The sequence below is a fragment of the Micromonospora sp. NPDC049060 genome (genome assembly GCF_040649055.1).
Classification (GTDB): Bacteria; Actinomycetota; Actinomycetes; order Mycobacteriales; family Micromonosporaceae; genus Micromonospora; species Micromonospora reichwaldensis.
The window spans coordinates 14,579-38,974 of the sequence record NZ_JBEZEV010000065.1 but is presented as its reverse complement, the minus strand read 5'-3'; the positions used below and the strand labels follow the sequence as shown (position 1 = coordinate 38,974).

Below are 24,396 nucleotides of genomic sequence, written 5' to 3'. Positions count from 1 at the left end.
ACGCCCCGGGCGCGGCACACCGAGCCCGGGGCGCCGCAGCCGTCGCCGGCCGCGCCCGAGCAGGGGGTGGCCTTCCAGGTGCCCGCCGAACTGGTCGTGGAGTCCGCCCGCTGGCACCAGGGGCGGATGCTCGTCGCGTTCGAGGGCATCGCGGACCGGGACGTCGCCGAGGCGCTGCGCGGCACCCTGCTCGCGGTCGACAGCGCCGACGTCGCCGCGCCGGAGGACCCGGAGGAGTTCCACGACCACCAGCTCGTCGGGCTGGCCGTGGTCACCCCGGCCGGCGACCGGCTGGGCGAGGTGGCCCGAATCGACCACGCCCCCGCCTCCGACCTGCTGGTGCTGCGCCGTCCCGAGGGCGGCACCGCGCTCATCCCGTTCGTCAAGGCGATCGTCCCCGAGGTTGACCTCGCCGGCGGTCGCGTCGTCGTCGACCCGCCGGCCGGTCTGCTCGATCTGTAGAACCGCTGGAGCACCCCCGCATGCGCGTCGACATCGTGTCGATCTTCCCGGAGTACTTCGCCCCGCTGGACCTGTCGTTGATCGGCAGGGCCCGGGCGAACGGCACGCTGCGGCTGGCCGTACACGATCTGCGGATCTGGACCCACGACGTGCACCGCACGGTCGACGACACGCCCTACGGCGGCGGGCCCGGCATGGTGATGCGGCCGGAGCCGTGGGGCGAGGCGCTCGACGCCCTCGCCCCGGCGGAGGTGACCGCGCCCCGGCTGGTGGTGCCGGCCCCGACCGGCGCCCCCTTCACCCAGGCGATGGCGCACGAGCTGGCCGCCGAGCCGCACCTGCTCTTCGCCTGCGGCCGGTACGAGGGCATCGACCAGCGGGTGCTCGACCACGCCGCGACCCGGATGCCGGTCACCGAGGTCTCCCTCGGCGACTACGTCCTCTTCGGCGGCGAGGTGGCGGTGCTGGTGATCCTGGAGGCGGTCACCCGGCTGCTGCCCGGCGTGCTCGGCAACGCGGGTTCGCTGGCCGAGGAGTCGCACGCCCACGGGCTGCTGGAGGCCCCCATGTACACGAAGCCGGCGACCTGGCGGGGGCTGGAGGTGCCGGAGGTGCTCCGCTCCGGCGACCACGGCAGGATCGCCCGCTGGCGGCGGGACGAGGCGCTGACCCGCACCGCGACGCGTCGTCCCGACATGCTCGCCGCGGTGGACCCGCAGCGCCTGGACAAACGGGACGTCGCCGCGCTGGACCGGGCCGGATTTCAGGTGCCGCCGGGGGATGTGGCAAAGTAGGGGGGTTGCCGCAACCGGCCGCGCCGCGGCCGGCTGCGAGGATCCTCGACCGGGGTCGGGTCACCGACCACCATCCGGGGATCAGAATCACCCACCCGCGCACCGATTGACGGTGCGCCGTGAGCCTCACGAGGACGCAGCGATGAACATCCTGGACGCCCTTGACGCCCAGTCGAAGCGCACCGACCTCCCCGACTTCCGTGCCGGTGACACCGTCAAGGTGCACGCCCGGGTCGTCGAGGGCAACCGGTCCCGTGTCCAGATCTTCCAGGGCGTCGTCATCCGCCGCCAGGGTGACGGTCTGCGCGAGACCTTCTCGGTCCGCAAGATCAGCTTCGGCGTCGGTGTCGAGCGCACCTACCCGATCAACAGCCCGGGTATCGACCGGATCGAGGTCGTGACCCGCGGTGACGTCCGCCGCGCCAAGCTCTACTACCTGCGCGAGCTGCGGGGCAAGAAGGCCAAGATCAAGGAGAAGCGCGAGAAGCAGCCGAGCTGACCTCGCGCTCGCCACGCCGCCCGAGCTGCGCGTATGTCGTACCGACCGGACCGCACTACCCTGGTCGCTACGGGCGCAGCCGGGCGACGTCCCGCCACGACGGCGGAGCGACGACCACTACCGCCCGGGGAGCCCCGACAGGGTTCCCGGGCGGTAGTGTCATTTCTGCTGACCGGAGAGTGGCGTGGTGCAGACGCTTGACGAGGACGGCGCCCTCGACCCCTGGCGACGGCGCGCCCGCCGCCCCCGCCGACAGATGCCGCTCTGGCAGGAGCTGCCGCTGCTGCTGGTCGTCGCGTTCTGCCTCGCGGTGCTGATCCGCACCTTCCTGCTCCAGGCGTTCTTCATCCCCTCCGGCTCGATGGAGGACACCCTCCTCGTCGGCGACCGGGTCCTGGTCAACAAGGTCGTCTACGACGTGCGCGACCCGGTGCGGGGCGAGGTCGTCGTCTTCCGGGGCACCGACCGCTGGGCCCCGCAGGTCGCCGAGGGGCCGGAGCCCGGGTTCGCGGGCAAGCTCAGCCGGACCGTCGGCGACCTGGTCGGCGTCAGCCGCCCCGGCGAGAAGGACTTCATCAAGCGGGTCATCGGCCTGCCCGGCGACCGGGTGAAGTGCTGCGACGCCGAGGGGCGGGTGCTGGTCAACGGCACGCCGCTCGACGAGTCGTCGTACGTCCTGCGCGACTCGCCGCTCGACATCCCGCCCAACCCCCGCGAGTGCCGGTCCCGGCGCTTCGACGAGGTCGTGGTCCCGCCCGGGCAGATCTTCGTCATGGGCGACCACCGGATGGTCTCCCAGGACGCCCGCTGCCAGGGCCCGGTGCCGATCGAGAACGTGGTGGGCCGGGCGTTCACCGTGGTCTGGCCGTCGTCGCGCTGGAGCGCCCTGTCGGTGCCCGCGACCTTCGACGACGTCGCCGACCCGCCGGCCGCCTCCACCGGCGCCCCGCCCCCGGTCCGCCCCACGCCGGACGGGGATCTGGTGCTGTTCGCCCCGACCGCTGTCGCGCTCGCCGTTCTCGCGCGTTCCGGACGGTGGCGCTGGGCCGGGCAACGTAGGCTCGTGCCGTGATTGACGAGCAGACCGACAAGCCGCGCAGTTCCTTCTGGAAGGAGCTGCCCATCCTCCTGGGTGTGGCGATCCTGGTCGCGGTGCTGGTGCGCGCCTTCGTGCTGCAGACCTTCTTCATCCCCTCCCCGTCGATGGAGAACACCCTCCAGATCGACGATCGGGTGCTGGTCAACAAGCTGGTCTACGACTTCCGTTCCCCGCACCGGGGCGAGGTGATCGTCTTCAAGGCCCCCATGGAGTGGAGCGCCAACCCCGACGGCGAGGACTTCATCAAGCGCGTCATCGGTGTCGGCGGCGACCACGTGGTCTGCTGCGACGCGCAGGACCGGCTGGTGATCAACGGCAAGTCGCTGGACGAGCCCTACATCTACCCCGGCGACAAGACCGCCGAGGAGTTCGACATCACCGTCCCGAAGGGCCGGCTCTGGGTGATGGGCGACCACCGCGAGGCGTCGGGCGACTCGCTGGAGCACTGGCAGCAGTCCGGTCAGGACATCACCGTCGCCACGATTCCCGAGGGCGAGGTCGTGGGGCGGGCCTTCACCGTCTTCTGGCCGTTCGGCCGGGCCACCTGGCTGAGCGTCCCGAAGCCGTACGAGGCCATCCCCGAGCCGTAGGGGCCGCCGGGCGTGTGCGTTGTCGGCGGCGTCTGGCAGGCTGGTGCGGTGACCGTCTACACCCCCCGGCGTGCGGCGCGCGTCCTGCTCGTCGACGCGGCGGGTCGGGTGCTGCTCTTCTGCGGCTCCGACCCGGCCCGCCCCGAGCACGGGCGCTGGTGGTTCACCCCCGGCGGCGGCTTGGACGAGGGGGAGAGCTACCCCGAGTGCGCGGCGCGGGAGCTGGCCGAGGAGACCGGGCTGCGGCTGCCGGCCCCGGCGTTCGGGGCGCCCGTGCACCGCGACGTGACGGAGTTCCCCTTCGACGGCGTGTGGTACCGGCAGGAGCAGGAGTTCTTCCTGGTGCGGGTGGCGGGCCACGAGGTCGACACGGCCGGCTTCAGCGAGATCGAGCGGGCCACCGTCGCCGCGCACCGGTGGTGGTCGCCGGACGAGCTGACCGCCAGCGGCGAGCGGTACTACCCGCCGGACCTGACGACGGTGCTGGCCCGGGCGCTGGCCGCCGCGCCCGCGCCCACGGCCGGGCAGGACGCGCCGTGCTGACGCCCCCGCGCACGGTGGTGCGCCGCGAGGGTGGGCTCTACGCGCTGGAGCGCGCGTTGCAGCGGCGCGGCTTCCGGCACGTCGCCGGGGCCGACGAGGCGGGTCGCGGCGCCTGCGCCGGGCCGCTGGTCGCCGCCGCCGCGATCCTGCCCGAGGGCCGCCGCGGCGAGATCGACGGGCTGGCCGACTCCAAGCTGCTCACCCCCGCCAGCCGGGAGCGGATCCACGACGAGGTCGTGGCCCGCGCGCTGGCGTACGCCGTGGTGGTGATCCCGGCCGAGGAGGTCGACGAGCGGGGCCTGCACGTGAGCAACCTGGCCGCTATGCGTCGCGCGCTGGCGTCGCTGACGACCCACCCCGACTACGTGCTGACCGACGGCTTCGGCGTGGACGGCCTCGACGTGCCGGGGCTGGCCGTGTGGAAGGGCGACCGGGTGGCCGCCTGCGTCGCGGCGGCGAGCGTACTCGCCAAGGTCACCCGGGACCGGATCATGGTCGAGCTCGACGGGGCGTTCCCGGGCTACGGGTTCGCCGAACACAAGGGTTACATCACCGCGGAACACACCGCGGCGCTGCGGGACCGGGGGCCGTGCCGGGAGCACCGGTTCTCGTACGTCAACGTGGCGACGGTGTCCGGTCGCGACGGCGCCCCGCCCCGGGCGCGTCGGCCGGCGGACGCGAGGCGGGACGAGCCGATGGAGCGCTCCTGCCCGCCAGGGGGTACCGTCGGCGTGGCGTTGGGCGAGCAGCCTCAGCCTCCGGCGTCGGTGGGGGAAGATGTGGTCATGGAAGGCGGAGTGCGATGAGCGCGGAAGACCTCGAGAAGTACGAGACCGAGATGGAGCTCCAGCTCTACCGGGAGTACCGCGACATCGTCCGCCAGTTCTCCTACGTGGTGGAGACGGAGCGCCGGTTCTACCTGGCCAACCAGGTCGACCTGCACGTGCGCAACTCCGACGGCGAGGTCTACTTCGAGGTCGAGATGCACGACGCCTGGGTGTGGGACATGTACCGTCCCGCCCGGTTCGTGAAGAACGTCCGGGTGATGACCTTCAAGGACGTCAACGTCGAGGAGCTGGAGAAGCCCGACATCTCGCTGCCCGCCGACTCCGGCTTCGGCGGCTGACCCACCGCTCCGCCGCCCGGTGGCCCCACCGCCGGGCGTACGAGCCGTCTGCGCCCCCACCGCCGCGCGGCCGTCACTCCGCTTCTCCCCGGCAGCTTGGCTCATCCCGCCAGCACCACGACCTCGACCCGCTGGACGAGGTTGTTGGCGAAGCCGCCCCGGTTCCACGGCTGCTCGACCGGCTGGCTGCGCCCGGAGGCGTCGGTGGCGCGGGCCCCGAGGACGTGCCGCCCCGGCTCCGCCGTCCACTCGTGCCGCCACCGGCGCCAGGCGAACTCCCCGCCGACCTGCTCGTCCAGGATGGCCGGTCGCCAACTGGCCCCGCCGTCGGTGGTCACCTCCACCGAGACGACCGGGGCGTGGCCGGACCAGGCGCGTCCGTCCAGCGTGCACGGACCGGGCCGCAGCACCCGGGTGCGGGACATGAAGTCGGGGAAGCCGGGCGGCCGGACCAGCGCCCGCGGCTCGATCCGGGTCACCGGCACCCCGGGGTCGTCAGCGTCCCGCCGCAGCCGGTAGGCGACCGCGTTCTGGTAGCCGTCGAACGCCTCGGTGCGCACCTCGATCGCGCGCAGCCACTTGACGTGCGCCATGCCGTACCAGCCGGGCACGATCAGCCGCAGCGGGGCACCGTGCTGCGGCAGCAGCGGAGCGCCGTTCATCTCGTACGCCAGCAGCACCTCCTCGCGCAGCGCGTCGGCGGCCGGCAGCGCCCGCTGGTAGTCCTGCTCGACGCCGCGTTCCACGCCGTGGTCAGCGCCGGTGAAGACCACGTCCATGGCGTCGGCGGCGATCCCCGCCTCGCGCAGCAGCGGCGCCAGCGGGGTGCCGGTCCACTCCGCGTTGCCGACCGCCTCGACCAGCCACGGCTGGCTCACCGGCCGGGGGTGCAGCAGGGCGCGCCCGTTGCCGGCGCACTCCATCGTGACCCGGCGGGTGACGCGGGGCCGCTCGCGCAGCGCCGCGAGGCCGAGGGTCAGCGGCCGGTCCACCGCGCCGGCCACCGTCAGCGCGTGCGCGTCCGGGTCGAGGTCCGGGATGTCGTAGTGGATGAGCAGGTAGTGCAGGCCGGCCGGGGTCACGTCGTAGCGCAGCGCCTCCAGCGGGATGCCGTGGTTGCGGGCGGCGAGCTGCAACTCCTCGGCGGTGATGCCCTCGCCGGGTTCCGCCACGCGGGAGGGCCCGCTGGCATCGTGCACAGTGGTCATCGAGGACCTCCCCCGGCCGGACGGCGGCGGCTCCGCCGTTGCGCCCGTCCCAGCCTAGGGCCTCCCCGGCGCTGCCGGGCACGCCCAGGAACCAGCGCGCCTAGCAGATCGCCCGGCCCTCCGGGGGCCGTCCACAGGACGGCAGTCGTCCACAGGCGAGGGCGCCGGGGGTGGCGGGGACGGGCGGGTGCCGCGCAGGCTGCGCCCATGCGACCTGCCGCCCGTACCGCCGTCGCGCTCTGCGCTGCCCTGCTGTCCCTCGGCCCCGCCGCGCCCGCCGCCCGGCCGGTCCCGGCGGCGGGGCGACCGTTCGCCCCGGCGGCACCGCCCGGGATCGCGCCGCCCGGAGTTGCGCCGGCCGCGGTCATGACGGCCGGGGTCGCACTGTCCGGGGTTGCACCGTCTGGGGTCGCGCCGGCCGGGGTCGCGCGGTTCCGGTGGCCGCTCGACGGCGTCCCGCGCCCGGTGCGCCGGTTCGACCCGCCGCCCCGGCCGTGGCTGCCCGGCCACCGGGGCGTCGACCTGGCCGCCGCGCCGGGCGCGACCGTGCGGGCCGCCGGCGTCGGCACGGTGCTCTTCGCCGGTCTGGTCGCCGGCCGTCCCGTCGTCACCGTCGGGCACGCCGACGGGCTGCGGACCACCCACGAGCCGGTGTCGCCGGCGGTCCGCCCCGGCGAGACACTGGCGGCCGGGGCGCCGCTGGGCACCCTCCTCGCGGGCCACCCGGGCTGCCCCGCCCCCGCCTGCCTGCACTGGGGGCTGCGGCGCGGCGCCGACTACCTGGATCCGCTGGCCCTGCTCGGCCTGGGACCCGTGCGGCTGTTGCCGCTCGACGGGGACGACCCCGCCCTCAGCGCTGGGCGAGCAGCGGGGGCAGCCGCACCGCGAGCCGCTCGTACTCGTCGGGGGTGTTGTAGACCTGGGCACAGAGCCGCAGCCAGCCGCGTCCGTTCCAGGCCATGACGGCGACCTCGGTGGCGAGCCGCTCGGCGATCCGTTCCCGCAGCGCCCGCGCCGCGTCGAGCGTGGTGCCCAGGCCTGCCGGCAGCGGCACGATCCGCATGGCGATCCCCGGCCCGCCGGGGTCCGGCAGGTCGACGGGGGCCACCCCGAGCGCGTCCCCGAGCAGCCGCTGGCCGTACGCCGCCAGCGCGGCGTTGTGCCCGCGTACCCGGTCCACGCCGAGGCTGCGCAGCGTGAACAGGCCCACCGGCGCGGCCAGCCAGCCCGTGTAGTCCTGCGTCGCCGACCACTCGACGCGGCGGGGGAACCCGGACTCCTGCTCCCAGGAGACGACCAGCGGCTCGATCCGTTCCCGCCACGGCGGAGCGACCGCCAGCACGGCGGTGCCGCGCGGCGCGTACGCCCACTTGTGCAGGTTGCCCACCCAGAAGTCGGCGCCGACGTCGCCCACCGGCGCCGGAAGCATGCCCGGGGCGTGTGCGGCGTCGACGAGGACCGGTATCCCGTACTCCCGTGCCACGCCGACGATCGCGGCGACGGGGAAGAGCCGGGCGGTGGCCGAGGTGAGCTGGTCCACGACGAGCAGCCGGGTCCGGCCGGGGCGCAGCCCGGCGCGGACGATCTGGACGATCTCCTCGCCCGAGGCGGCCAACGGGACGGGCAGGGTCCGGTTCACCGCCCCCGTACGCCGGCACTCCCGGGCGATGGAGAGGCCGACCGCGCCGTAGCCGTGGTCGGTGGTGAGCACCTCGTCGCCCGGACGCAGGCCGATCGACTGGAGCACCACCGCCACGCCGTTGGTGGCGTTCGGGACGAGGGCGGTGCCGTCCGGGTCGGCGCCCAGGAAGCCGGCCAGGTGCCGGCGGGTGTGGGCGATCCGGTCGACCAGGCCCTGCGTGAAGAAGCGCAGCGGGTTGGCCTCCATCTCGTCGCGCAGCCGCTGCTGGGCCCGCTGCACGGCGATCGGTACCGCGCCGAACGAACCGTGGTTCAGGTGGCTGACCGCCGGGTCGAGCGAGAAGAGCAGGCGGGCTGCCGCGATCGGCTCGGGCGGCTGCGGGAGGCTCACCCGGTGATCGTAGCGACCGGTCGATCCATCGCCGCCGTTCCGCGGGGTACGGTCCGTCGGGCGCCCGCCCGGGACGCGGGTGGCATCGAGCCCGTACCGGTCGACCGTCCTCGACCCCGGAGAATCGCTGGTCATGGACGTCGAACTGCGCTGGCCGACCGCCGCCGACCGGCAGCTGCGCGCCGAGGTGCACCGGGTGCTGCACGCCGTGGCCGAGCGGGGCGGCGCGATCGGGTACGCGGTCCCGCCCGGCCGCGCCGAGACCGACGCCTGGCTGGACGGGGTGCTCGGTCTCGTCGAGGCCGGCGACGCCGCGCTGGTCCTCGCCGTGCTCGACGACCGGGTGGTGGGCACCGGGTCGTGGCGGCGCGGTCCGAAGCCGATCTTCACCCACTACGCCGACCTGGAGAAGATCACCGCACATCCCGCCGCCCGTGGCCGCGGCATCGGTCGGCTCGTCACCGGCGCACTGATCGACGACGCCCGCAAGGCCGGCGTCGAGACCCTCGCGCTGGGAGTGCGCGGCAACAACCACGGTGCCATCGAGCTGTACGAGCGCCTCGGCTTCCGCGAGTGGGGTCGACTGCCGTACGTCATCGAGGTGGGCGACGAACGCTACGACGACGTGCGGATGTGCCTGGACCTCGGGCGCGAGCCGCACGTGGTGCTCCGGGGCTCTGCCCTCGACGGGCCGGGCTCGTCGCCGCGCCGGACCTGAGCACCCGCCCCTGCCTGCCCGTCAGCCCGGTCCCGGCTGCTCGTGCCCGGGTCGCTCGGGTCCGGGCCGTTCGGGTCCGGGGTGGCCTGCGACGGCGGGAGTCAGGCGCGTGGGTGGGCCTGGCGGTAGGCGGCGCGGAGCCGCTCCACGGACACGTGTGTGTAGATCTGGGTGCTCGCCAGGGACGAGTGCCCCAGCAGCTCCTGCACCGCCCGCAGGTCGGCGCCGCCCTCCAGCAGGTGGGTGGCCGCCGAGTGACGCAGCCCGTGCGGGCTGATCGGAGGCAGGCCGGCGGCCTCCGCGTACCCGCCGACGATCCGCCGCGCCGTCGTCGGGTTGAGCCGTCCGCCGCGGGCGCCGAGCAGCAGCGCGTCGCGGGAGTGCGGTGCGGCCAGCGCCGGCCGGCCGTGGCGCAGCCACTCGTCGAGCGCCCGCTGCGCCGGCACCCCGTACGGCACGGCCCGTTCCCGGCCACCCTTGCCGAACACCCGCACGACCCGTCGCGCGTGGTCGACGTCGGCAAGGTCGAGGCCGCACGCCTCGCTGATCCGCACCCCCGTGCCGTAGAGCAGCTCCAGCAGCGCCCGGTCCCGCAGCAGTACCGCCTCGGCGACCTGGTCGGCCGCAGGGGGAGGACCCGACGACTCGGGCGACGCCGGTCGGGCGCCTTTCTCGTCGGGTGATGCTGGTCGGGAACCCTCCCCATCGGGCGGTGCTGGTCGGGAGCCCTCCCCGCCAGGTGACGACGGTGCCGAGTCGTCCTCGTCGGGTGACGGCGGTCGGGAGTCGTCCTCGGCGGGGGGTGGCGGCACGGCCGGGGCGAACCGGCCCGGCGCTTCGACCAGGGCGGCCGCCTGGTCGGCACGCAGCACGGTCGGCAGGTCCCGGTGGGCGCGCGGGCTGGACAGGGCGCCGGCCACGTCGGCGGGGAGCAGCCCGCAGCGGTGGGCCCACGCGCTGAACGTCCGCGCCGAGGCCGCCCGGCGCGCGAGCGACGTCCGTGCGGCCCCCATCGTCCGCTGCTTGGCCAGCCAGCTGCGTAGCACGGCGAGGTCCAGCTCCGGCAGTTCGGCGCAGCCCATCCGGTGGGCGTGGTCCAACAGCGACACCACGTCACCGACGTACGCCCGAACGGTGTGGGCGGACCGGTTGCGCACGGCGGCCAGGTACCCGGCGAAGTCGTCCACCGCCTCGCGCATCGCCGGTGGGAGCGCCTCGTGGGTCGCCCGGGTGCCGTTCGCCTCCCGGCTCACCGCGGTCCCCTCGCCGCCACCCGCCGGGCGCCCGGTGCGCCTCGCGTGCGCCTCCCTGCTACGCCGGGCCGAGCTGCGGGCGCCGCCTGGCCGACCCGCACGGGAGGCCGCACCCCTCGGTACACCTGGGTGCGGATCGAGGCCGTGGTGGCGATGGGCGGCGGATCCTCGGGCGGCACGGGACCAGCCTACGGTCGCCCGACGCCACCGGCAGGCCACCGGGCCGGGCACGGCACTGGCCGCCCGACGCCACCTCGCCGGGCAGCGCATCGGGCTGCCGGCCACCGGCTGGGCACCGGGGCCGGTCAGCGCACCAGGCCGCCGGCCACCGGCAGACCACCGGGCCGGGCAGCGCACCGGGCTTCCGGTCACCGGCTGGGCACCGAGGTCCGACCGGGCGCCGAGGCGGTGGCCGGCCGTGCGGGCTCGCGGGTGCTCCCGGCGCAGACGCGCGGCCCGGGTGGTGGATTGCGTCGGCCGGTGCGCGCAGACTTGTCGTACCAACGGGTGTGGGCCCTGGCCGTGGTCGCCGTGCGACGGGACCAGGCTCGACGAAGGGGGACCGGGCATGGGGGTGGACGTCGTCCTCTACCGGGCGGTCGGGGTGGGCTCCGACCGGCGTCGCCTCGTGCCGGCCGAGGTGCTGCCCGATCCCGACGACGTCCTGCTGAACCTCGTCCGGCGCGTCCGTGGCACCGGGCGTACCCCTCTGCTCGACCGGGTGGATCCGGTCGGCGAGCTGGTGGTCCCTGCCGGCCAGGCGCCGCAGCTCCTCGCCGAGGTGCGCTGCCTCGCCGAGGTGTCCCGGTCGACGCCGGAGCTGACGCACGTGCGCCGGCTGGACCGGTTGGCGCGGCGCTGCCGGCTGGACCGCGCGATGGAGATCCGCTTCGAAGGTGACTGACGGCGGCTCCTCGTCCGCCGGGCGGTTCACGGTCCCTCCGGCGGTGCCGGTCGTCCGCCGGACGCGTTCCCGGCCGGCGGGGGCGCGAGGGCGTACCCGTCGTCGCGGCGGAGCACCAGGGCCAGTTCCTCGAGCATCGACAGCTTCCGCAGCGCGGTACGGACGGGCACCCCGGCCCGCGCGGCGAGGACGTCCACACCGACCGCGCCCCGGCGGGGCAACGCCTCGACGACGGCCCTAGCGTCGTCGTCGAGCAGGTCGGCCGGCTGCTGCGGGCCGCGCGGTATGGGCGCCAGGTCGCCGATCCGCCCGACCTCCTCCAGCACCTGCGCGACGCCGGTCACCAGCCGGGCCCTCGGATACTCCCGCAGCGTCTCGTGCGCGCCGACGGACATCGCCGACGTGACCGGGCCGGGCACCACCATGCTGGGCTTGCCCAGGGCGAGCGCCCGGTGGGTGGTCTGGGTGGCGCCGCTGCGGGCGGCCGCCTCCACCAGCACCGTGCCGAGGGTGCCCGCCGCGATCACCCGGTTGCGGATGAGGAACCGGGGCCGCAGCGGATCGGCTCCCGGCATCCACTCGCTGACCAGCAGCCCGGTGTCGGCGATCCGGTCGAACAACGCCGCGTTGCCCATCGGGTACGGGCGGTCCACGCCGCAGGCGAGCACCGCCACGGTCAGACCACCGGCGTTGAGCGCGCCCCGGTGGGCCGCGGCGTCGATGCCGAAGGCTCCACCCGAGACGACGGTCCAGTCCCGGTCGGCCAGCCCGTAGCCGAGTTCCGTGGCGACGTGCGTGCCGTACCCGGTGGCGGCGCGGGCGCCGACGACCGCGACGGAGCGGTCGAACGCCTCTGCGAGCGGCCACGAGCCGCGTACCCAGAAGCAGAGCGGCGGGGCGGTCTCGATGTCCACCCGTCGGTAGGCGCCGGGCAGCCGGAGCCGGCGCAGGTCGCCGACCCGGACCGGCCACTCGTCGTCGCCGGGGACGACGATCCGGGCGCCGAGGCGGTCCGTGCGGTCCAGCGCGTCGGCCGCGACGGCCCGGGCGTCGCCGGCCGCGCAACGGGCCGCCACGGTGTTCCGCAGCGTCTCCTCCGGCGCGCCCCCGTCGAGCAGGAGGTCGAGCGCCGCCACCGGGCCGAGCCGGTCGACCAGCCGGTGCACCGACCAGGTGCCCGGCTCGGCGAGCCAGGTGAGCGCCACCCTGGCCAGGGTCTCCTCGTCGGTGCTCACGTCGCGTCCCCCGTCCTCAGTTGGATGGCCTCCCGGACGTCCTCCCGGTCAGGGCGGTCCCGACCGTCCAGGTCCGCGATCGTCCAGGCCAGGCGGATGATCCGGTCAAAGCCGCGGGCCGACAGCGATCCGGCGTCCAGCCGGACCCGCAGCTCGGCCGTGTCCGGCCCGGGCAACCGCCAGGGCGGTCGGCGCAGGTACGGGCCGGGTATCTCGGCGTTGAGCCGGTGACCGAGCACCGCCCAGCGGGTGGCCGCCGCCTGCCGGGCCACCGCCACCCGCGCGGCGACGGTGGCGGAGGGCTCGCTGTCGACGGTGGCCTGCATCAGTTCGGCCGCGCGGACGGGCGGCAGCTTGACCTGCACGTCGATCCGGTCCAGCAACGGCCCGGAGAGCCGGCTGAGGTAGCGCCGCCGGGCCTGCGGCGGGCACTCGCAGTACGCGTCCCCGGCCGGCTTGGCGCACGGGCACGGGTTGGCCGCCAGCACCAGCTGCGTACGGGCCGGGTACTCGGCGCCGCCCCGGCTGCGGACCAGCCGGACCCGGCCGTTCTCCAGCGGTTGGCGCAGCGCCTCCAGCGCGCCCCGGCTGAACTCGGGCGCCTCGTCGAGGAAGAGCACGCCCCGGTGGGCGAGCGAGATCGCGCCGGGGCGGGCCAGCCCGGAACCGCCCCCGACCAGCGACGGCACCGTCGCCGTGTGGTGCGGTGCCTGGAACGGCGGGCGGCGCAGCAACCGGCCGCCCGGTGGCAGCAGCCCGGCGATGGAGTGCAGCGCGGTGACCTCCAGCGCGGCCTCGTCGTCCAGCTCGGGCAGGATCGACGGGAGGCGCTCGGCGAGCATGGTCTTGCCGGCTCCCGGCGGCCCGACCAGCGCCAGGTGGTGCCCGCCCGCCGCGGCCACCTCCAGTGCTCGCCGGCCCAGCCCCTGCCCGGCGACCTCGGCCAGGTCGGGCCCGCCGCCGGCCGGCGACGGGCCGTCCGGCTCCGGCTCGATCAGGGGCGAGCCGTCGCGGATGAAGCTGACCAGCCGGTGCAGCGTGTCGACCGCCCGGACCCGGACCCCGGGGACGACCGCCGCCTCGGCGGCGTTGCCGGCCGGGACGATCACCTTCCCGACGCCGGCCCGGGCGGCCGCGGCGACCATCGGCAGCACACCGCGCACCGGGCGGACCGTGCCGTCGAGGCCCAGCTCGCCCAGGACCACCACGTGTTCCAGGGGCAGCAGTGGCAGCTCGCCGGAGCCGCCCAGCAGGGCCGCCGCGATCGCCAGGTCGAACGCGGAGCCGAACTTCGGCAGGTCGGCCGGCAGCAGGTTGAGGGTGATCCGCCGGTTGGGCCACCGCTGACCGGAGTTGACCACGGCCGCGCGGACCCGGTCCCGGGCCTCGTGCAGGGCGGTGTCCGGCAGCCCCGAGATGACCACCGCCGGCAGGCCGGCGGCCAAATCGGCCTCGACCTCCACCAGGTGCCCGGTGACGCCCACCAGGCCCACGCAGAGCACCTTCGCGTAGCTCACGGCGCCACCCGCCGTCGCTCGACGCCACACCCGGTCCGGTCGGGTCCGCCCATCAGAACGCCCCCTTGAGGTGCTCGACCCGGGCGGCGCCGGCGCCGGTCAGGCGTACGGAGACGACGTCGAAGCGCACCTCGTCGGCGGTGGTGCCGGTGTCGGCGAGCCACCGGGCGGCGAGCCCGCGAAGCCGTCGCGCCTTGGCCGGTACGACCGCCTCCGCCGGCGGCCCGAACTCGTCGGTGCGGCGGGTCTTCACCTCGCAGAAGGCGAGCACCGGCCCGTCCCAGGCGATGATGTCGATCTCCCCGGCCGGGCAGCGCCAGTTCCGGGCCACCGGGCGCAGTCCCGCCCCGATCAGGTGTCGGACGGCGCACCGCTCCCCGTACGCGCCGACCGCCTGGTTCCGCTTCGTCATGTCCGGCACGGTGCACCCGGCGGGCGGGCAGCCGCCGCCCCGTGCCCCGGAAACTGTGGACGACGGGCGCACTGTGGACGAACGGACGATCATGCCCTCGTCGTGCTACGTGGCCCGCCTCGGTGGACCGCCGCCACGAGCCAGGCGGTACGGCGCTGAGCTGGGCCGGCCCGCCCGCTGCCGTCCCCGCCACCGCCGTTCCCGACCAGCGGTGGGGGTGACCGGTGCTCCCGGTGGCGCGGATGTGCCGGGGGCGAATGGCGCCCGTGGAGCCGGTCGCATACCGTGCCGGACGTGGACGGACGACGGAACTTTGTCGAAGATCAGGAGTCGCGCTGGTATCCGGCCGACCGCGACCGCGACCGTGACCGTGACCGCGAGAGCGGCTACGGAGAGGCGGACTGGCGCGGTCCGGCCGAGAGCCGGTACCGGGACGACGACCTGAACGCCCCCGAGCAGCGCCGGTCCGCCGAGGACGGCCGCTACGGCGACTCCACGGGGAGCCGACGCGGCGAACCAGGACGCTTCGGCACGTCGACGGAGCCCGACTCCGGGCGCTTCGCTGCCGTCGAGCCCGACTCGGGCCGGTTCGCGGCCGTCGACACCGACCGGGGCCGCTTCGGCGGGCCGGAGGACTCGGGCCGGTTCGCGGCCACGGGACGGGAGGACCCGGGCCGGTTCGCCGTGCCGGGACCGGAGGACTCCGGCCGGTTCGCCGTCACCGGCCCCGAGGACTCCGGCCGGTTCGCCGCCACGGGATCGGAGCCCGGAAGGTTCGGCGAGGCCGATTCGGGGCGCTTCGCGGCGGTGCCGCCGCTCGGGGACGCCCGGTCGGAGACCGAGGGATACCGGGCGAGCCGCTCGCGCCGGGCCGAGACGGACCCGGACGTCTCCGGGGAACTGCCCGCCGACCGCCCGGGCCGGCGCGCCGCCCGGGAGTCGAGGGATGCCCGCGACGCGCTGTCGATGTCGGGCGTCGACGCGCTGGGCGGGGCGGGACCTGTCGAGCGGACCGTGGAGCCGGCCCGCCCGGCCCCGCTGGGCGGCTACCCGATCGTCGCGCCCGGTCGGGTGGCCGAGGCCGCGAGCCCGGCGGAGACGCCGGTCGACGAGCCTGTCCGGCCGGTCGAGCCCCCGCACCCGCTGGAGATGCCGACCGGGCCGATGCCGCCGATCGCGCCCCGCGGCGACCTCGCGCCGGGGGAGCTGCCGGCGTACCCGCCGGTGGTCGCCCCGCATCCGGGAACGCCGGCGGGCGACGGGGTCTACCGGACGCGGCGGCCGGCGCTGGCCGCGCTCTTCACCCTGCTGGTCCTGGTGTTCGAGGTGCCCGCGATGCGGGTGCTGCTCAACGGCGTGACCGGCGACCCGGTCTCGACGGCCGACGTCGTGGTGGGGATCTTCCTGGTCTGCGGCCTGCCGATCTTCGCGATCGGCCTGTACGGGCTGCGTACCGGCGGGCTGTCGCTCGCGGAGGGGAACCGGGGGTGGCTGCGTCCGCCGACGGCGTACCTGACCGTGGGCCTGGTGCTCTTCGTCGCCGCCGCCCTCGCGGTCCGCTGACCCTCGGCCGTCAGGACCGCCCGGCCTGACGGCTGGTTCCGGGCCAGGGCGGGCGCGCCGAGTGCCGGAAATGGGCGTTCCGACCCCTTCCCCGCACCCGAGGCATCGGGGGCGGGGAAGGGGCGTACACTGGTCGACTGGCGACCGCCTCGCGCGGTCGACCTCGCGCGCCCTCTCCACGAGTCGTCGTGGGGCGACGGCCTCCCTGGTCCCGATCTTGGTCGGGCCCGCCATGGCCGCCGACCGGGCGCCAGGACGCCCGGCCGCCTGGCCGGGCGGGACAACCAGGGACCACGAGGAGTACCCCACCATGGCCGTCGTGACCATGCGTCAGCTGCTGGAGAGCGGTGTCCACTTCGGGCACCAGACCCGGCGCTGGAACCCGAAGATGAAGCGTTTCATCTTCACCGAGCGCAACGGTATCTACATCATCGACCTGCGCCAGACCCTCGACTACATCGAGAAGGCCTACGCGTTCGTGCGCGGGACCGTCGCCGAGGGTGGCAGCATCCTCTTCGTCGGCACGAAGAAGCAGGCCCAGGAGGCCATCGCCGAGCAGGCGACCCGGGTCGGTCAGCCCTACGTCAACCACCGCTGGCTCGGCGGCATGCTGACGAACTTCCAGACGGTCTACAAGCGGCTCCAGCGGATGAAGGAGCTGGAGGCCCTGGGTGACCTGAGCGGCACCGCCGCCGGGTACACCAAGAAGGAGACCCTGCAGCTCTCCCGCGAGAAGATCAAGCTGACCCGCACGCTCGGCGGTCTGCGGGACATGCAGAAGCTCCCGGCCGCGATCTGGGTGGTCGACACCAAGAAGGAGCACATCGCCGTCGACGAGGCCCGCAAGCTGGGCATCCCGGTCATCGCGGTGCTCGACACCAACTGCGACCCGGACGAGGTCGACTTCCCGATCCCGGGCAACGACGACGCGATCCGCTCGGCCGAGCTGCTGACCAAGGTCGTGGCCGCCGCCGTCGCCGACGGCCTGATCGCCCGTTCCGGCCGTCGTCGCGGCAGCGACGAGAAGCCGGAGCCGGGCGTCGCCTCCGACGAGCCGCTGGCCGAGTGGGAGCGCGAGCTGCTCGAGGAGCCGAAGAAGGCCGACGAGCAGGCCCCCCAGGCTGAGCAGGCCCCGCAGGCTGAGCAGGCCCCGCAGGCCGAGCAGGCCCAGCCGGTCGAGCAGCCGGCGACCGCCGCCGCGGAGTGACCGCACCGCCGCCTCCCCGCCGCCCGGTCTCCCGGGCGGCGGGGAGCGGCAGGTACGCCGGGCACGTCGCGCCCGGATCCGGGTAACCGGCACCAGGACCAACCCACCCGCAGTCTCAACACCGAAGAGAGAGCCATGTCCAACTTCACCGCCGCGGACGTCAAGAAGCTCCGCGACCTCACCGGCGCCGGCATGATGGACTGCAAGAAGGCGCTGACCGAGGCCGAGGGCGACTTCGACAAGGCCGTCGAGATCCTGCGCGTCAAGGGCGCCAAGGACGTCGGCAAGCGGGCCGGCCGTACGGCCGCCAACGGTCTGATCGCCCACTCCGGCAAGGCGCTGCTCGAGCTCAACTGCGAGACCGACTTCGTCGCCAAGACCGACGCGTTCATCGAGCTGGCCCAGCAGCTGGTGGAGCACGGCGAGCGCAGCGGCGTCGGCACCGCCGAGGAGCTGCTCGCCACCGAGCTGGACGGCAAGACCGTCGCCGACCTGGTGCAGGAGCAGTCCGCCAAGATCGGCGAGAAGCTCGTCCTGAACCGCTTCGCCAAGCTCGACGGCACCACCGCCGTCTACCTGCACCGCAAGAGCCAGGACCTGCCCCCGGCGGTCGGCGTGCTGGTGCAGTACACCAGCACGGCCGGCGACGAGGCGTCCGACTCGGACGCCCGGGGCGTGGCGATGCAGATCGCCGCGATGCGGCCGAAGTACCTCACCCGGGACGAGGTGCCGGCCGACGTCGTCGACTCCGAGCGGCGCATCGCCGAGCAGACCGCCCGCGAGGAGAACAAGCCCGAGGCGGCCCTGCCGAAGATCGTCGAGGGTCGGGTGAACGCGTTCTTCAAGGACTACGTCCTGCTCGAGCAGGCGTCTGTCGCCGACAACAAGAAGTCGGTGAAGCAGCTGCTGGCCGATGCCGGCATCGAGGTCACCCGCTTCGTGCGGTTCGAGGTCGGCCAGGCCTGAGCCGCCCCGGGCGCTTTCGCGCCCCGCGGGCAGGGAACGTCGACGAGGAGGCCGCCGGTGTTACGTGACAGGCACCGCGGCCTCCTCGTCACATAGGGTCGGCTACGGCAGTTTCGCGGTACGCGGCGTACGGGACGTGCGCATGGGGAAGGGCGGGGCGGATGACGCAGGTTGTGAGTGACCGGAGTCTGGCGGCGGACGATCCGACGGCGCCACCCCCCGGTCGGGCCCGCCGGGTGGTGCTGAAGCTCTCCGGTGAGGTGTTCGGCGGGGGCGCGATCGGGGTGGACCCGGACGTCGTGCAGGCCATCGCCCGGCAGATCGCCACCGTGGTCCGCCGCGGCGTGCAGGTCTCGGTGGTGGTCGGCGGCGGCAACTTCTTCCGGGGCGCGGAGTTGCAGAAGCGCGGCATGGACCGGGCCCGGGCCGACTACATGGGCATGCTCGGCACCGTGATGAACTGCCTCGCGTTGCAGGACTTCCTGGAGAAGGAGGGCATCGAGACGCGCGTGCAGAGCGCGATCACGATGGCCCAGGTCGCCGAGCCGTACATCCCGCTGCGCGCCATCCGGCACCTGGAGAAGGGCCGCGTGGTGATCTTCGGCGCGGGCGCCGGCATGCCGTACTTCTCCACCGACACCGTGGCCGCCCAGCGGGCCCTGGAGATCCGCGCCGACGTGGTGCTGATGAGCAAGAACGGCGTGGACGGCGTCTACACCGCCGACCCGCGGATCGACCCGACCGCCAGCAAGTTCGACGCGATCACCTTCTCCGAGGTGCTGCGGCGCAACCTGCGGGTCGCCGACGCCGCCGCGTTCAGCCTGTGCATGGAGAACGGCCTGCCGATGCTGGTCTTCGGCGCGCAGGGCGACGACACCATCATCCGGGCCGTGGGTGGCGACAAGATCGGCACTCTGATCACCGCCTGAGCGGCCCGACCCGACCTCAGCGGTCCCTCCGACACGACAAGCCCACGACGAGCACAGAAGGAGGCGAGGAGACCGGTGATCGACGACACCCTCCTCGAGGCCGAGGAGAAGATGGAGCGTGCGATCGAGCACGCCAAGGAGGAGTTCGGCGCGATCCGCACCGGTCGCGCCAACGCCGCCATGTTCTCCAAGATCATCATTGACTACTACGGCAGCCCCACGCCGCTGCCCCAGATGGCGTCCATCGGGGTCCCCGAGCCGCGCATGGTGATCATCAAGCCGTACGACAACTCGCAGATCAACGCCATGGAGAAGGCGATCCGCGACTCCGACCTCGGCGCCAACCCGAACAACGAGGGCAACCAGCTCCGCATCCTGCTCCCGCAGATGACCGAGGAGCGCCGCCGAGAGATGATCAAGGTCGCCCGGCACAAGGGTGAGGAGGCCAAGGTGGCCATCCGCAACATCCGCCGCAAGGGCAAGGAGGAGCTGGACCGGCTCGTCAAGGACGGCGAGGTCGGCGAGGACGACGGCCGCCGCGCCGAGAAGGAACTCGACGACCTGACCCAGCGCTTCGTCGCCGCCGTCGACGACCTGGTCAAGCACAAGGAGAGCGAGCTTCTCGAGGTGTGAACCGTGCGCCGGCACTCCGCCGGCGACGACGACGTCGTGGCACCGGCGCTCCACCGCCCGATCTCTGGCGGCGGGCCCCGGTGCCACCGTCGTCGGCGGGCCGGCACGGGGCCGGTCGGACGTGAGGGATCGGCGGGTGCAGTAGGCTCGGCAGGATTCCCGGCACCCTGCGGTGAACGGTGGGAATCGGCCGGCCGTCGGGCGGGTCAACCGGACGGAACAGTCGCGCGGGTAGGGGAATGGTTGTGGTTGTGCGTCATCTGGTGGATCTCGTACCGGTCCCGCTCGGTGCGTGATGTCCCACCTCGATCCCCACGGCAGCGCCGAGCCCCGCGGCTGGGACAGCCCCGACGCGCCCGCTCCCGCCCCGGTGCCCGCCCTCCCCTGGCCGGAGCCCGAGATCGATCCGGGCCGGTGGGACCGCCGTCCCGCAGCGCTCCCCGACGCGTACGCCGAAGTGCCGGCCCCCTCCCGCCCGCACGCCGACGTGGCGGCGGCCGGTGAACCGGCGGCGATGAACGGCCACCGCGACCCCGACGACTCCGAGTACCCGACCACCCAGCTCGAACCGGTCCGGGACGTCGAGCCGGAGCCGGAGCCCGCGCGGCCCTCGGGTCGCCGGCAGCGCGGTCGGCGCCGGGCCGGCGCCGACCGGCCCCCGACCCAGCAGCCCGTCCCGAGCCGGGCCGGGCGCAACCTGCCGGCGGCCATCGCCGTCGGCGTGGGCCTCGGCGCCCTCATCGTGGTGCCGCTGTTCTTCTACCGGACCGCCTTCCTGGTGGTGGTGGCCGCGGCGGTCGCCATCGGCATGTGGGAGATGGCCCGGGCGGTACGCCGCAGCGGCGCGCACCCGCCGCTGGTGCCGCTGATCGCCGGCGGGGTGCTCACCATCGGGCTGGCCTGGTTCTCCGGCCCCGACGCGCTAAGCCTCGGCCTACTGGTGACCGTGCTGGGCACCATGGTCTGGCGGCTCGGCGACGGACCGGGCGGCTTCCAGCGCGACCTGACCGCCGCCACCCTCATCGCCGTGTACGTGCCGTTCCTCGCCGGCTTCGCCGCGCTGCTGGCGGCGGTGCCCGAGGACGGCGACCTGCGGGTGCTGGTGACGCTGGCCGCGGTGGTCCTCTCCGACACGGGCGGGTACGCCGCCGGCGTCAGCTTCGGCAAGCATCCGATGGCCCCCTCGATCAGCCCGAAGAAGTCCTGGGAGGGCTTCGCCGGCTCGGTCACCGCCGCGGCGCTGGGCAGCGCCCTGCTGCTCTGGCTGCTCCTCGACGTGGCCCCGTGGTGGGGCGCGCTCTTCGGGTTGGCGGTCTCCGGCGCCGCCGTCCTCGGTGACCTCGCCGAGTCCATGATCAAGCGGGATCTCGGGGTGAAGGACATGAGCAACCTGCTCCCCGGGCACGGCGGCCTGATGGACCGGTTGGACTCGATCCTCTTCGCGCTGCCGACCGCGTACCTGCTCCTGGCGGTCTTCGTTCCGGTGCTGGAGTGAGGCGTGAATCACCCGTCGTCAGTGGTCCCGCCCGGGCGGCGGGGGGCGATTCGGCACCTCCGGACAGGTGTGTCGGCCGTCCGGCGTGACAGACTGGACGCGCCATGACGAGCTTGCCCCTGATCCCCGCAGACCCCGACGCCCCCGGGCGGCGGCCCGCGATGCCGCCCCGTCACCTCGCCGATCTCGACCTCGCCGGCCGCCGCGCCCTGGTCGCCGAGCTGGGGGAGCCGGCGTTCCGCGCCAAGCAGGTCTCCACCCACTACTTCGGTCGGCTGGTGCGTGACCCGGGGCAGATGACCGACCTGCCGGCCGCCACCCGGGAGAAGCTCGCCGACCAGCTCCTGCCCCGGCTGCTCACCCCGGTCCGCGAGCTGGCCTGCGACGACGGCGCGACCCGCAAGGCGCTCTGGCGGCTGCACGACGGCTCGCTGGTGGAGAGCGTGCTGATGGGCTACCCGGACCGCGTCACCGTCTGCATCTCCAGCCAGGCCGGCTGCGGCATGGCCTGCCCGTTCTGCGCCACCGGGCAGGCGGGGCTGACCCGCAACCTCTCCACCGCCGAGATCGTCGACCAGGCGGTCTACCTGGCCGGAGTGGCCGCCTCCGGGGCGGTGGCGGGTTCACCGCCGCGCCTGTCGCACGTGGTCTTCATGGGCATGGGCGAGCCGCTGGCGAACTACTCCCGGGTGGTCGCGGCGATCCGCCGGCTGGTCGCGCCCGCGCCCGAGGGGCTCGGGCTGTCGCAGCGCCACATCACGGTCTCCACGGTGGGCCTGGTCCCGGCCATCCGCCGACTGGCCAGCGAAGACCTCTCGGTGACCCTTGCGTTGTCGCTGCACGCCCCCGATGATGAGCTGCGCGACGAACTCGTGCCGGTCAACCAGCGCTGGAAGGTGTCCGAGGTGCTGGACGCGGCGTGGGACTACGCGGCCCGCACGGGGCGTCGGGTGTCGATCGAGTACGCCATGATCAGAGACGTGAACGACCAGCCGTGGAGAGCCGATCTGCTCGGGCGGCTGCTGGCCGGGAAGCTGACCCACGTGAACCTCATCCCCCTCAACCCGACTCCGGGCAGCCGTTGGGACGCCAGCCCCAAGCCGGTCGAGCGGGAGTTCGTCCGGCGGCTGCGCGAGGCCGGGGTGTCGACGACCGTGCGGGACACCCGGGGTCGCGAGATCGACGGAGCGTGCGGGCAGCTCGCCGCCGCCGAGGACATTGACACCGACACCGACCGGGCCAGGGAGAAGGCGTGACCGGGCGTAGCGAACGAGACCAGGAGACATAGTGGCGAGTCAGGGTCAGCGTTTCCGGCGTAAGGCGCTCCGCCGGGGATACAAGGTCGACGAGGTCGACGCCTTCCTGGACCGGGTCGAGGCGACGCTCGACGGCCGTCCGGTGGGCGCCCCCGTCGCCTCCCAGGAGGTCCACGACGTCGTCTTCCGGGTCCGCTTCAACGGCTACGACGAGTGGCAGGTCGACCTGCACCTCGACCGGGTCGAGCGGCAGCTGGCCGAGCTGGAGGAGCGCGGTGGCGCCGGCGGCCGCGGCGGCGACCCCCGCGACGCCGACCGCCTCGGTCCGCCCGACCGCCTGGGCGCCCCCGACCGCATGGGTCCGCCCGACCGGATGGGTCCCCCGGACCGCATGGGCCCCCCGGCGCGCGACGACCGCGGCATGTCGCCGGTCCCGCAGCCGATGCCGCCCCGGCCGATGCCGGCACAGGCCGGTCCGCCCGGCGACCGCTACGGCCGCTACGACGAGCCCACCGGTGCCTTCGCCGGTGGTTACGACGCCCCGCGGGGCGGCTACGAACCGCCGCGCGGTCCCGGCGGACCCGGCGGCCCCGGCCCGATGGGACCGGGCGCCCCGATGGGCCACGGCGCTCCGCCGCCGCGCGGCTTGCCCGCCGGCCCCAGCGGCTACGGCGACGGTCCCGGCAACTACGGCGACCGCCCCGGCAACTACGGTGACGGACCCGGCGGTGGCTACGGCGACGGCCCCGGCAAGTACGGCGACGGCCCGGGCGGTGGCTACGGCGACGGACCCGGCAAGTACGGCGACGGTCCGGGCGGTGGCTACGGCGACGGCCCCGGCGGTGGCTACGGCGACGGTCCGGGTGGCTACGGCGATCGCCCCGGCGGTGGCTACGGCGACGGTCCCGGTGGCTACGGGGACGAGCCGCGTTTCGACGGGTTCGAGGCCGGCCGGCGCGCTCGCGCCGACATGACCGCCGAGATCCGGATGCCCGAGCGGGACCTGCGTGACCTGCGGGGCCGGGGCCCGGCCGGGCCGCCTCCGCAGCCGCAGTCCGGCTTCGGCGGCCCACCGCACGCCGGCCCGCCGGTCGGTGGTCCGCCGGTCGCTGGCCCACCGCACGCCGGCCCACCCGTCGGTGGCCCGCCGCCGATGGTCGGCCCGCCGATGGCCGGTCCCCCCGGCAGCGACCTCTACCGCGTCGACCAGATCCGTCGCAGCTTCCAGGTGCGCCGGTTCGGCAGCGGGTACGACCCCGACCAGGTCGACCGGTTCTTCGACACGCTGCTGGGCGGCATGCAGGGGCGCAACCCGATGCCGGTGAACCCGAAGGATCTGGACACGCTGCGCTTCGGGCTGGTGCCCGGCGGCTACTTCGAGGCCGAGGTCGACGCCGCGCTCAAGGACGTGCAGGACATCCTGTTCGGCCGCTGATCCGCGTACGGCGAGGGCCCGCTCCCCGGTCGGGGGCGGGCCCTCGTGCGTGTGGCCTCCGGCGCGCGGACCGGTGCGACGCCGGCTGACGCGGGTGCGGTCAGGACCGCAGGCCGTTGCGCCGCAGCACGGTGTCGCCGATGACGATGAGCAGCAGCAGCACGGCCAGGCCGATCAGCCAGATGTTCTCGACCCTGCCCTCGTGGTTGCCGCAGAGCATCGCCAGCAAGGCCAGCGCGGAGACCACCGCGCCGATCCGCCCGGACTTGCGGTGCCCGGGCTTGTGCTGGTCTGGCGACGTTACCGGCTCGCTTCCTGCCACTGTCGGTCCTTCCCTCGCGATCGGATCTCCGGTTAGTCTGGCACGCCTCGTGCCGGGCCCGGCGCTGGGTCCGACCGATGGGGCGGACCGCACGATCCGCACGGGCGCGGCGGGCGTCGGCCCGGGGCACGTACGAGGGCCGGCAGGGACGTCGGCACGGTGCCCGGCGTCGGGCAGGTGGCGGTCGCCGGCGTCGGG

Annotated in this window: 26 protein-coding genes; 19 read left to right on the top strand and 7 right to left on the bottom strand. The window is 74.7% G+C overall.

The window, feature by feature from the left end:
* From rimM to AB0B83_RS21575, 8 genes are all read left to right on the top strand, one after another.
* On the top strand, positions 1-462 hold a 462-nt coding region (gene rimM, locus AB0B83_RS21610), incomplete at its 5' end, for a ribosome maturation factor RimM (RefSeq protein WP_357579669.1).
* Between the two features lie 20 nt (positions 463-482).
* The gene (trmD, locus tag AB0B83_RS21605; protein ID WP_327030771.1) at positions 483-1,256 is read left to right on the top strand and encodes a tRNA (guanosine(37)-N1)-methyltransferase TrmD; all 774 of its coding nucleotides are present in this window, start codon (positions 483-485) and stop codon (positions 1,254-1,256) included.
* Between the two features lie 142 nt (positions 1,257-1,398).
* Positions 1,399-1,755, top strand: coding sequence for a 50S ribosomal protein L19 (gene rplS / locus AB0B83_RS21600; RefSeq protein ID WP_210836847.1), 357 nt, complete (start codon positions 1,399-1,401; stop codon positions 1,753-1,755).
* Between the two features lie 184 nt (positions 1,756-1,939).
* Positions 1,940-2,827 (top strand): signal peptidase I, encoded by an 888-nt coding sequence (lepB, locus tag AB0B83_RS21595; protein WP_357579668.1) that lies wholly within the window; start codon positions 1,940-1,942, stop codon positions 2,825-2,827.
* The gene (gene lepB / locus AB0B83_RS21590) at positions 2,824-3,444 is read left to right on the top strand and encodes a signal peptidase I (RefSeq protein WP_151457074.1); all 621 of its coding nucleotides are present in this window, start codon (positions 2,824-2,826) and stop codon (positions 3,442-3,444) included. Before lepB (AB0B83_RS21595) ends, lepB (AB0B83_RS21590) begins: the two co-directional genes overlap by 4 nt.
* Before the next feature lie 48 nt (positions 3,445-3,492).
* Positions 3,493-3,987 (top strand): NUDIX domain-containing protein, encoded by a 495-nt coding sequence (locus AB0B83_RS21585; protein ID WP_132232686.1) that lies wholly within the window; start codon positions 3,493-3,495, stop codon positions 3,985-3,987.
* Positions 3,981-4,793: a ribonuclease HII gene (locus AB0B83_RS21580; RefSeq protein ID WP_357579667.1), complete on the top strand. Its 813-nt coding sequence runs from the start codon at positions 3,981-3,983 to the stop codon at positions 4,791-4,793. The genes AB0B83_RS21585 and AB0B83_RS21580 overlap by 7 nt, the downstream gene beginning before the upstream one ends.
* Complete coding sequence (locus AB0B83_RS21575; RefSeq protein ID WP_007075222.1) at positions 4,790-5,113, top strand: DUF2469 domain-containing protein; 324 nt, start codon at positions 4,790-4,792, stop codon at positions 5,111-5,113. Before AB0B83_RS21580 ends, AB0B83_RS21575 begins: the two co-directional genes overlap by 4 nt.
* Positions 5,114-5,214: 101 nt before the next feature.
* On the opposite strand, the gene AB0B83_RS21570 is transcribed toward AB0B83_RS21575, so the two are convergent.
* Complete coding sequence (locus AB0B83_RS21570) at positions 5,215-6,321, bottom strand: sulfite oxidase (RefSeq protein ID WP_357579666.1); 1,107 nt, start codon at positions 6,319-6,321, stop codon at positions 5,215-5,217.
* Between the two features lie 207 nt (positions 6,322-6,528).
* Here AB0B83_RS21570 and AB0B83_RS21565 point away from each other — a divergent pair, with 207 nt between their 5' ends.
* On the top strand, positions 6,529-7,284 hold the full coding sequence (locus AB0B83_RS21565) for a M23 family metallopeptidase (protein ID WP_357579665.1): 756 nt from the start codon (positions 6,529-6,531) through the stop codon (positions 7,282-7,284).
* Here the strand turns inward: AB0B83_RS21565 and AB0B83_RS21560 are convergent.
* The gene (locus AB0B83_RS21560; protein ID WP_357579664.1) at positions 7,172-8,353 is read right to left on the bottom strand and encodes an aminotransferase class V-fold PLP-dependent enzyme; all 1,182 of its coding nucleotides are present in this window, start codon (positions 8,351-8,353) and stop codon (positions 7,172-7,174) included. The genes AB0B83_RS21565 and AB0B83_RS21560 overlap by 113 nt on opposite strands.
* 133 nt (positions 8,354-8,486) lie before the next feature.
* Here AB0B83_RS21560 and AB0B83_RS21555 point away from each other — a divergent pair, with 133 nt between their 5' ends.
* Entirely contained in the window at positions 8,487-9,071 is a 585-nt protein-coding gene (locus AB0B83_RS21555; RefSeq protein WP_357579663.1) for a GNAT family N-acetyltransferase, read from the top strand.
* 101 nt (positions 9,072-9,172) lie between these two features.
* On the opposite strand, the gene AB0B83_RS21550 is transcribed toward AB0B83_RS21555, so the two are convergent.
* Entirely contained in the window at positions 9,173-10,270 is a 1,098-nt protein-coding gene (locus AB0B83_RS21550) for a tyrosine-type recombinase/integrase (RefSeq protein WP_357579671.1), read from the bottom strand.
* A 622-nt stretch (positions 10,271-10,892) separates the two neighbouring features.
* Between AB0B83_RS21550 and AB0B83_RS21545 the strand changes: the two genes are divergently transcribed.
* Entirely contained in the window at positions 10,893-11,228 is a 336-nt protein-coding gene (locus AB0B83_RS21545) for a hypothetical protein (protein WP_357579662.1), read from the top strand.
* Between the two features lie 26 nt (positions 11,229-11,254).
* On the opposite strand, the gene AB0B83_RS21540 is transcribed toward AB0B83_RS21545, so the two are convergent.
* The 3 genes from AB0B83_RS21540 to AB0B83_RS21530 are packed head-to-tail and all read right to left on the bottom strand — an operon-like array spanning position 11,255 to position 14,392.
* On the bottom strand, positions 11,255-12,463 hold the full coding sequence (locus AB0B83_RS21540) for a DNA-processing protein DprA (protein WP_357579661.1): 1,209 nt from the start codon (positions 12,461-12,463) through the stop codon (positions 11,255-11,257).
* Positions 12,460-13,980 (bottom strand): YifB family Mg chelatase-like AAA ATPase, encoded by a 1,521-nt coding sequence (locus tag AB0B83_RS21535; RefSeq protein WP_151456855.1) that lies wholly within the window; start codon positions 13,978-13,980, stop codon positions 12,460-12,462. The genes AB0B83_RS21540 and AB0B83_RS21535 overlap by 4 nt, the downstream gene beginning before the upstream one ends.
* A gap of 52 nt (positions 13,981-14,032) precedes the next feature.
* Positions 14,033-14,392, bottom strand: coding sequence for a YraN family protein (locus AB0B83_RS21530; RefSeq protein WP_121396090.1), 360 nt, complete (start codon positions 14,390-14,392; stop codon positions 14,033-14,035).
* A gap of 294 nt (positions 14,393-14,686) precedes the next feature.
* Here AB0B83_RS21530 and AB0B83_RS21525 point away from each other — a divergent pair, with 294 nt between their 5' ends.
* From AB0B83_RS21525 to AB0B83_RS21490, 8 genes are all read left to right on the top strand, one after another.
* Positions 14,687-15,955 (top strand): hypothetical protein, encoded by a 1,269-nt coding sequence (locus tag AB0B83_RS21525; RefSeq protein WP_357579660.1) that lies wholly within the window; start codon positions 14,687-14,689, stop codon positions 15,953-15,955.
* Between the two features lie 310 nt (positions 15,956-16,265).
* On the top strand, positions 16,266-17,162 hold the full coding sequence (rpsB, locus tag AB0B83_RS21520; protein ID WP_357579659.1) for a 30S ribosomal protein S2: 897 nt from the start codon (positions 16,266-16,268) through the stop codon (positions 17,160-17,162).
* Positions 17,163-17,297: 135 nt separating this feature from the next.
* Positions 17,298-18,128, top strand: a complete 831-nt coding sequence (tsf, locus tag AB0B83_RS21515) for a translation elongation factor Ts (RefSeq protein WP_311410935.1) — start codon at positions 17,298-17,300, stop codon at positions 18,126-18,128.
* Positions 18,129-18,289: 161 nt separating this feature from the next.
* A complete protein-coding gene (gene pyrH / locus AB0B83_RS21510) occupies positions 18,290-19,057 on the top strand; it encodes a UMP kinase (RefSeq protein ID WP_357579658.1) in 768 nt (255 codons plus the stop codon).
* 75 nt (positions 19,058-19,132) lie between these two features.
* A complete protein-coding gene (gene frr, locus AB0B83_RS21505; protein ID WP_151456851.1) occupies positions 19,133-19,690 on the top strand; it encodes a ribosome recycling factor in 558 nt (185 codons plus the stop codon).
* Positions 19,691-19,985: 295 nt separating this feature from the next.
* Positions 19,986-21,185, top strand: coding sequence for a phosphatidate cytidylyltransferase (locus tag AB0B83_RS21500; protein WP_357579657.1), 1,200 nt, complete (start codon positions 19,986-19,988; stop codon positions 21,183-21,185).
* A 104-nt stretch (positions 21,186-21,289) separates the two neighbouring features.
* Complete coding sequence (gene rlmN, locus AB0B83_RS21495) at positions 21,290-22,441, top strand: 23S rRNA (adenine(2503)-C(2))-methyltransferase RlmN (protein WP_357579656.1); 1,152 nt, start codon at positions 21,290-21,292, stop codon at positions 22,439-22,441.
* 31 nt (positions 22,442-22,472) lie between these two features.
* Positions 22,473-23,876, top strand: a complete 1,404-nt coding sequence (locus AB0B83_RS21490) for a DivIVA domain-containing protein (protein ID WP_357579655.1) — start codon at positions 22,473-22,475, stop codon at positions 23,874-23,876.
* A 100-nt stretch (positions 23,877-23,976) separates the two neighbouring features.
* On the opposite strand, the gene AB0B83_RS21485 is transcribed toward AB0B83_RS21490, so the two are convergent.
* The gene (locus AB0B83_RS21485; protein ID WP_121396083.1) at positions 23,977-24,198 is read right to left on the bottom strand and encodes a DUF2631 domain-containing protein; all 222 of its coding nucleotides are present in this window, start codon (positions 24,196-24,198) and stop codon (positions 23,977-23,979) included.
* Positions 24,199-24,396 lie beyond the last annotated feature (198 nt).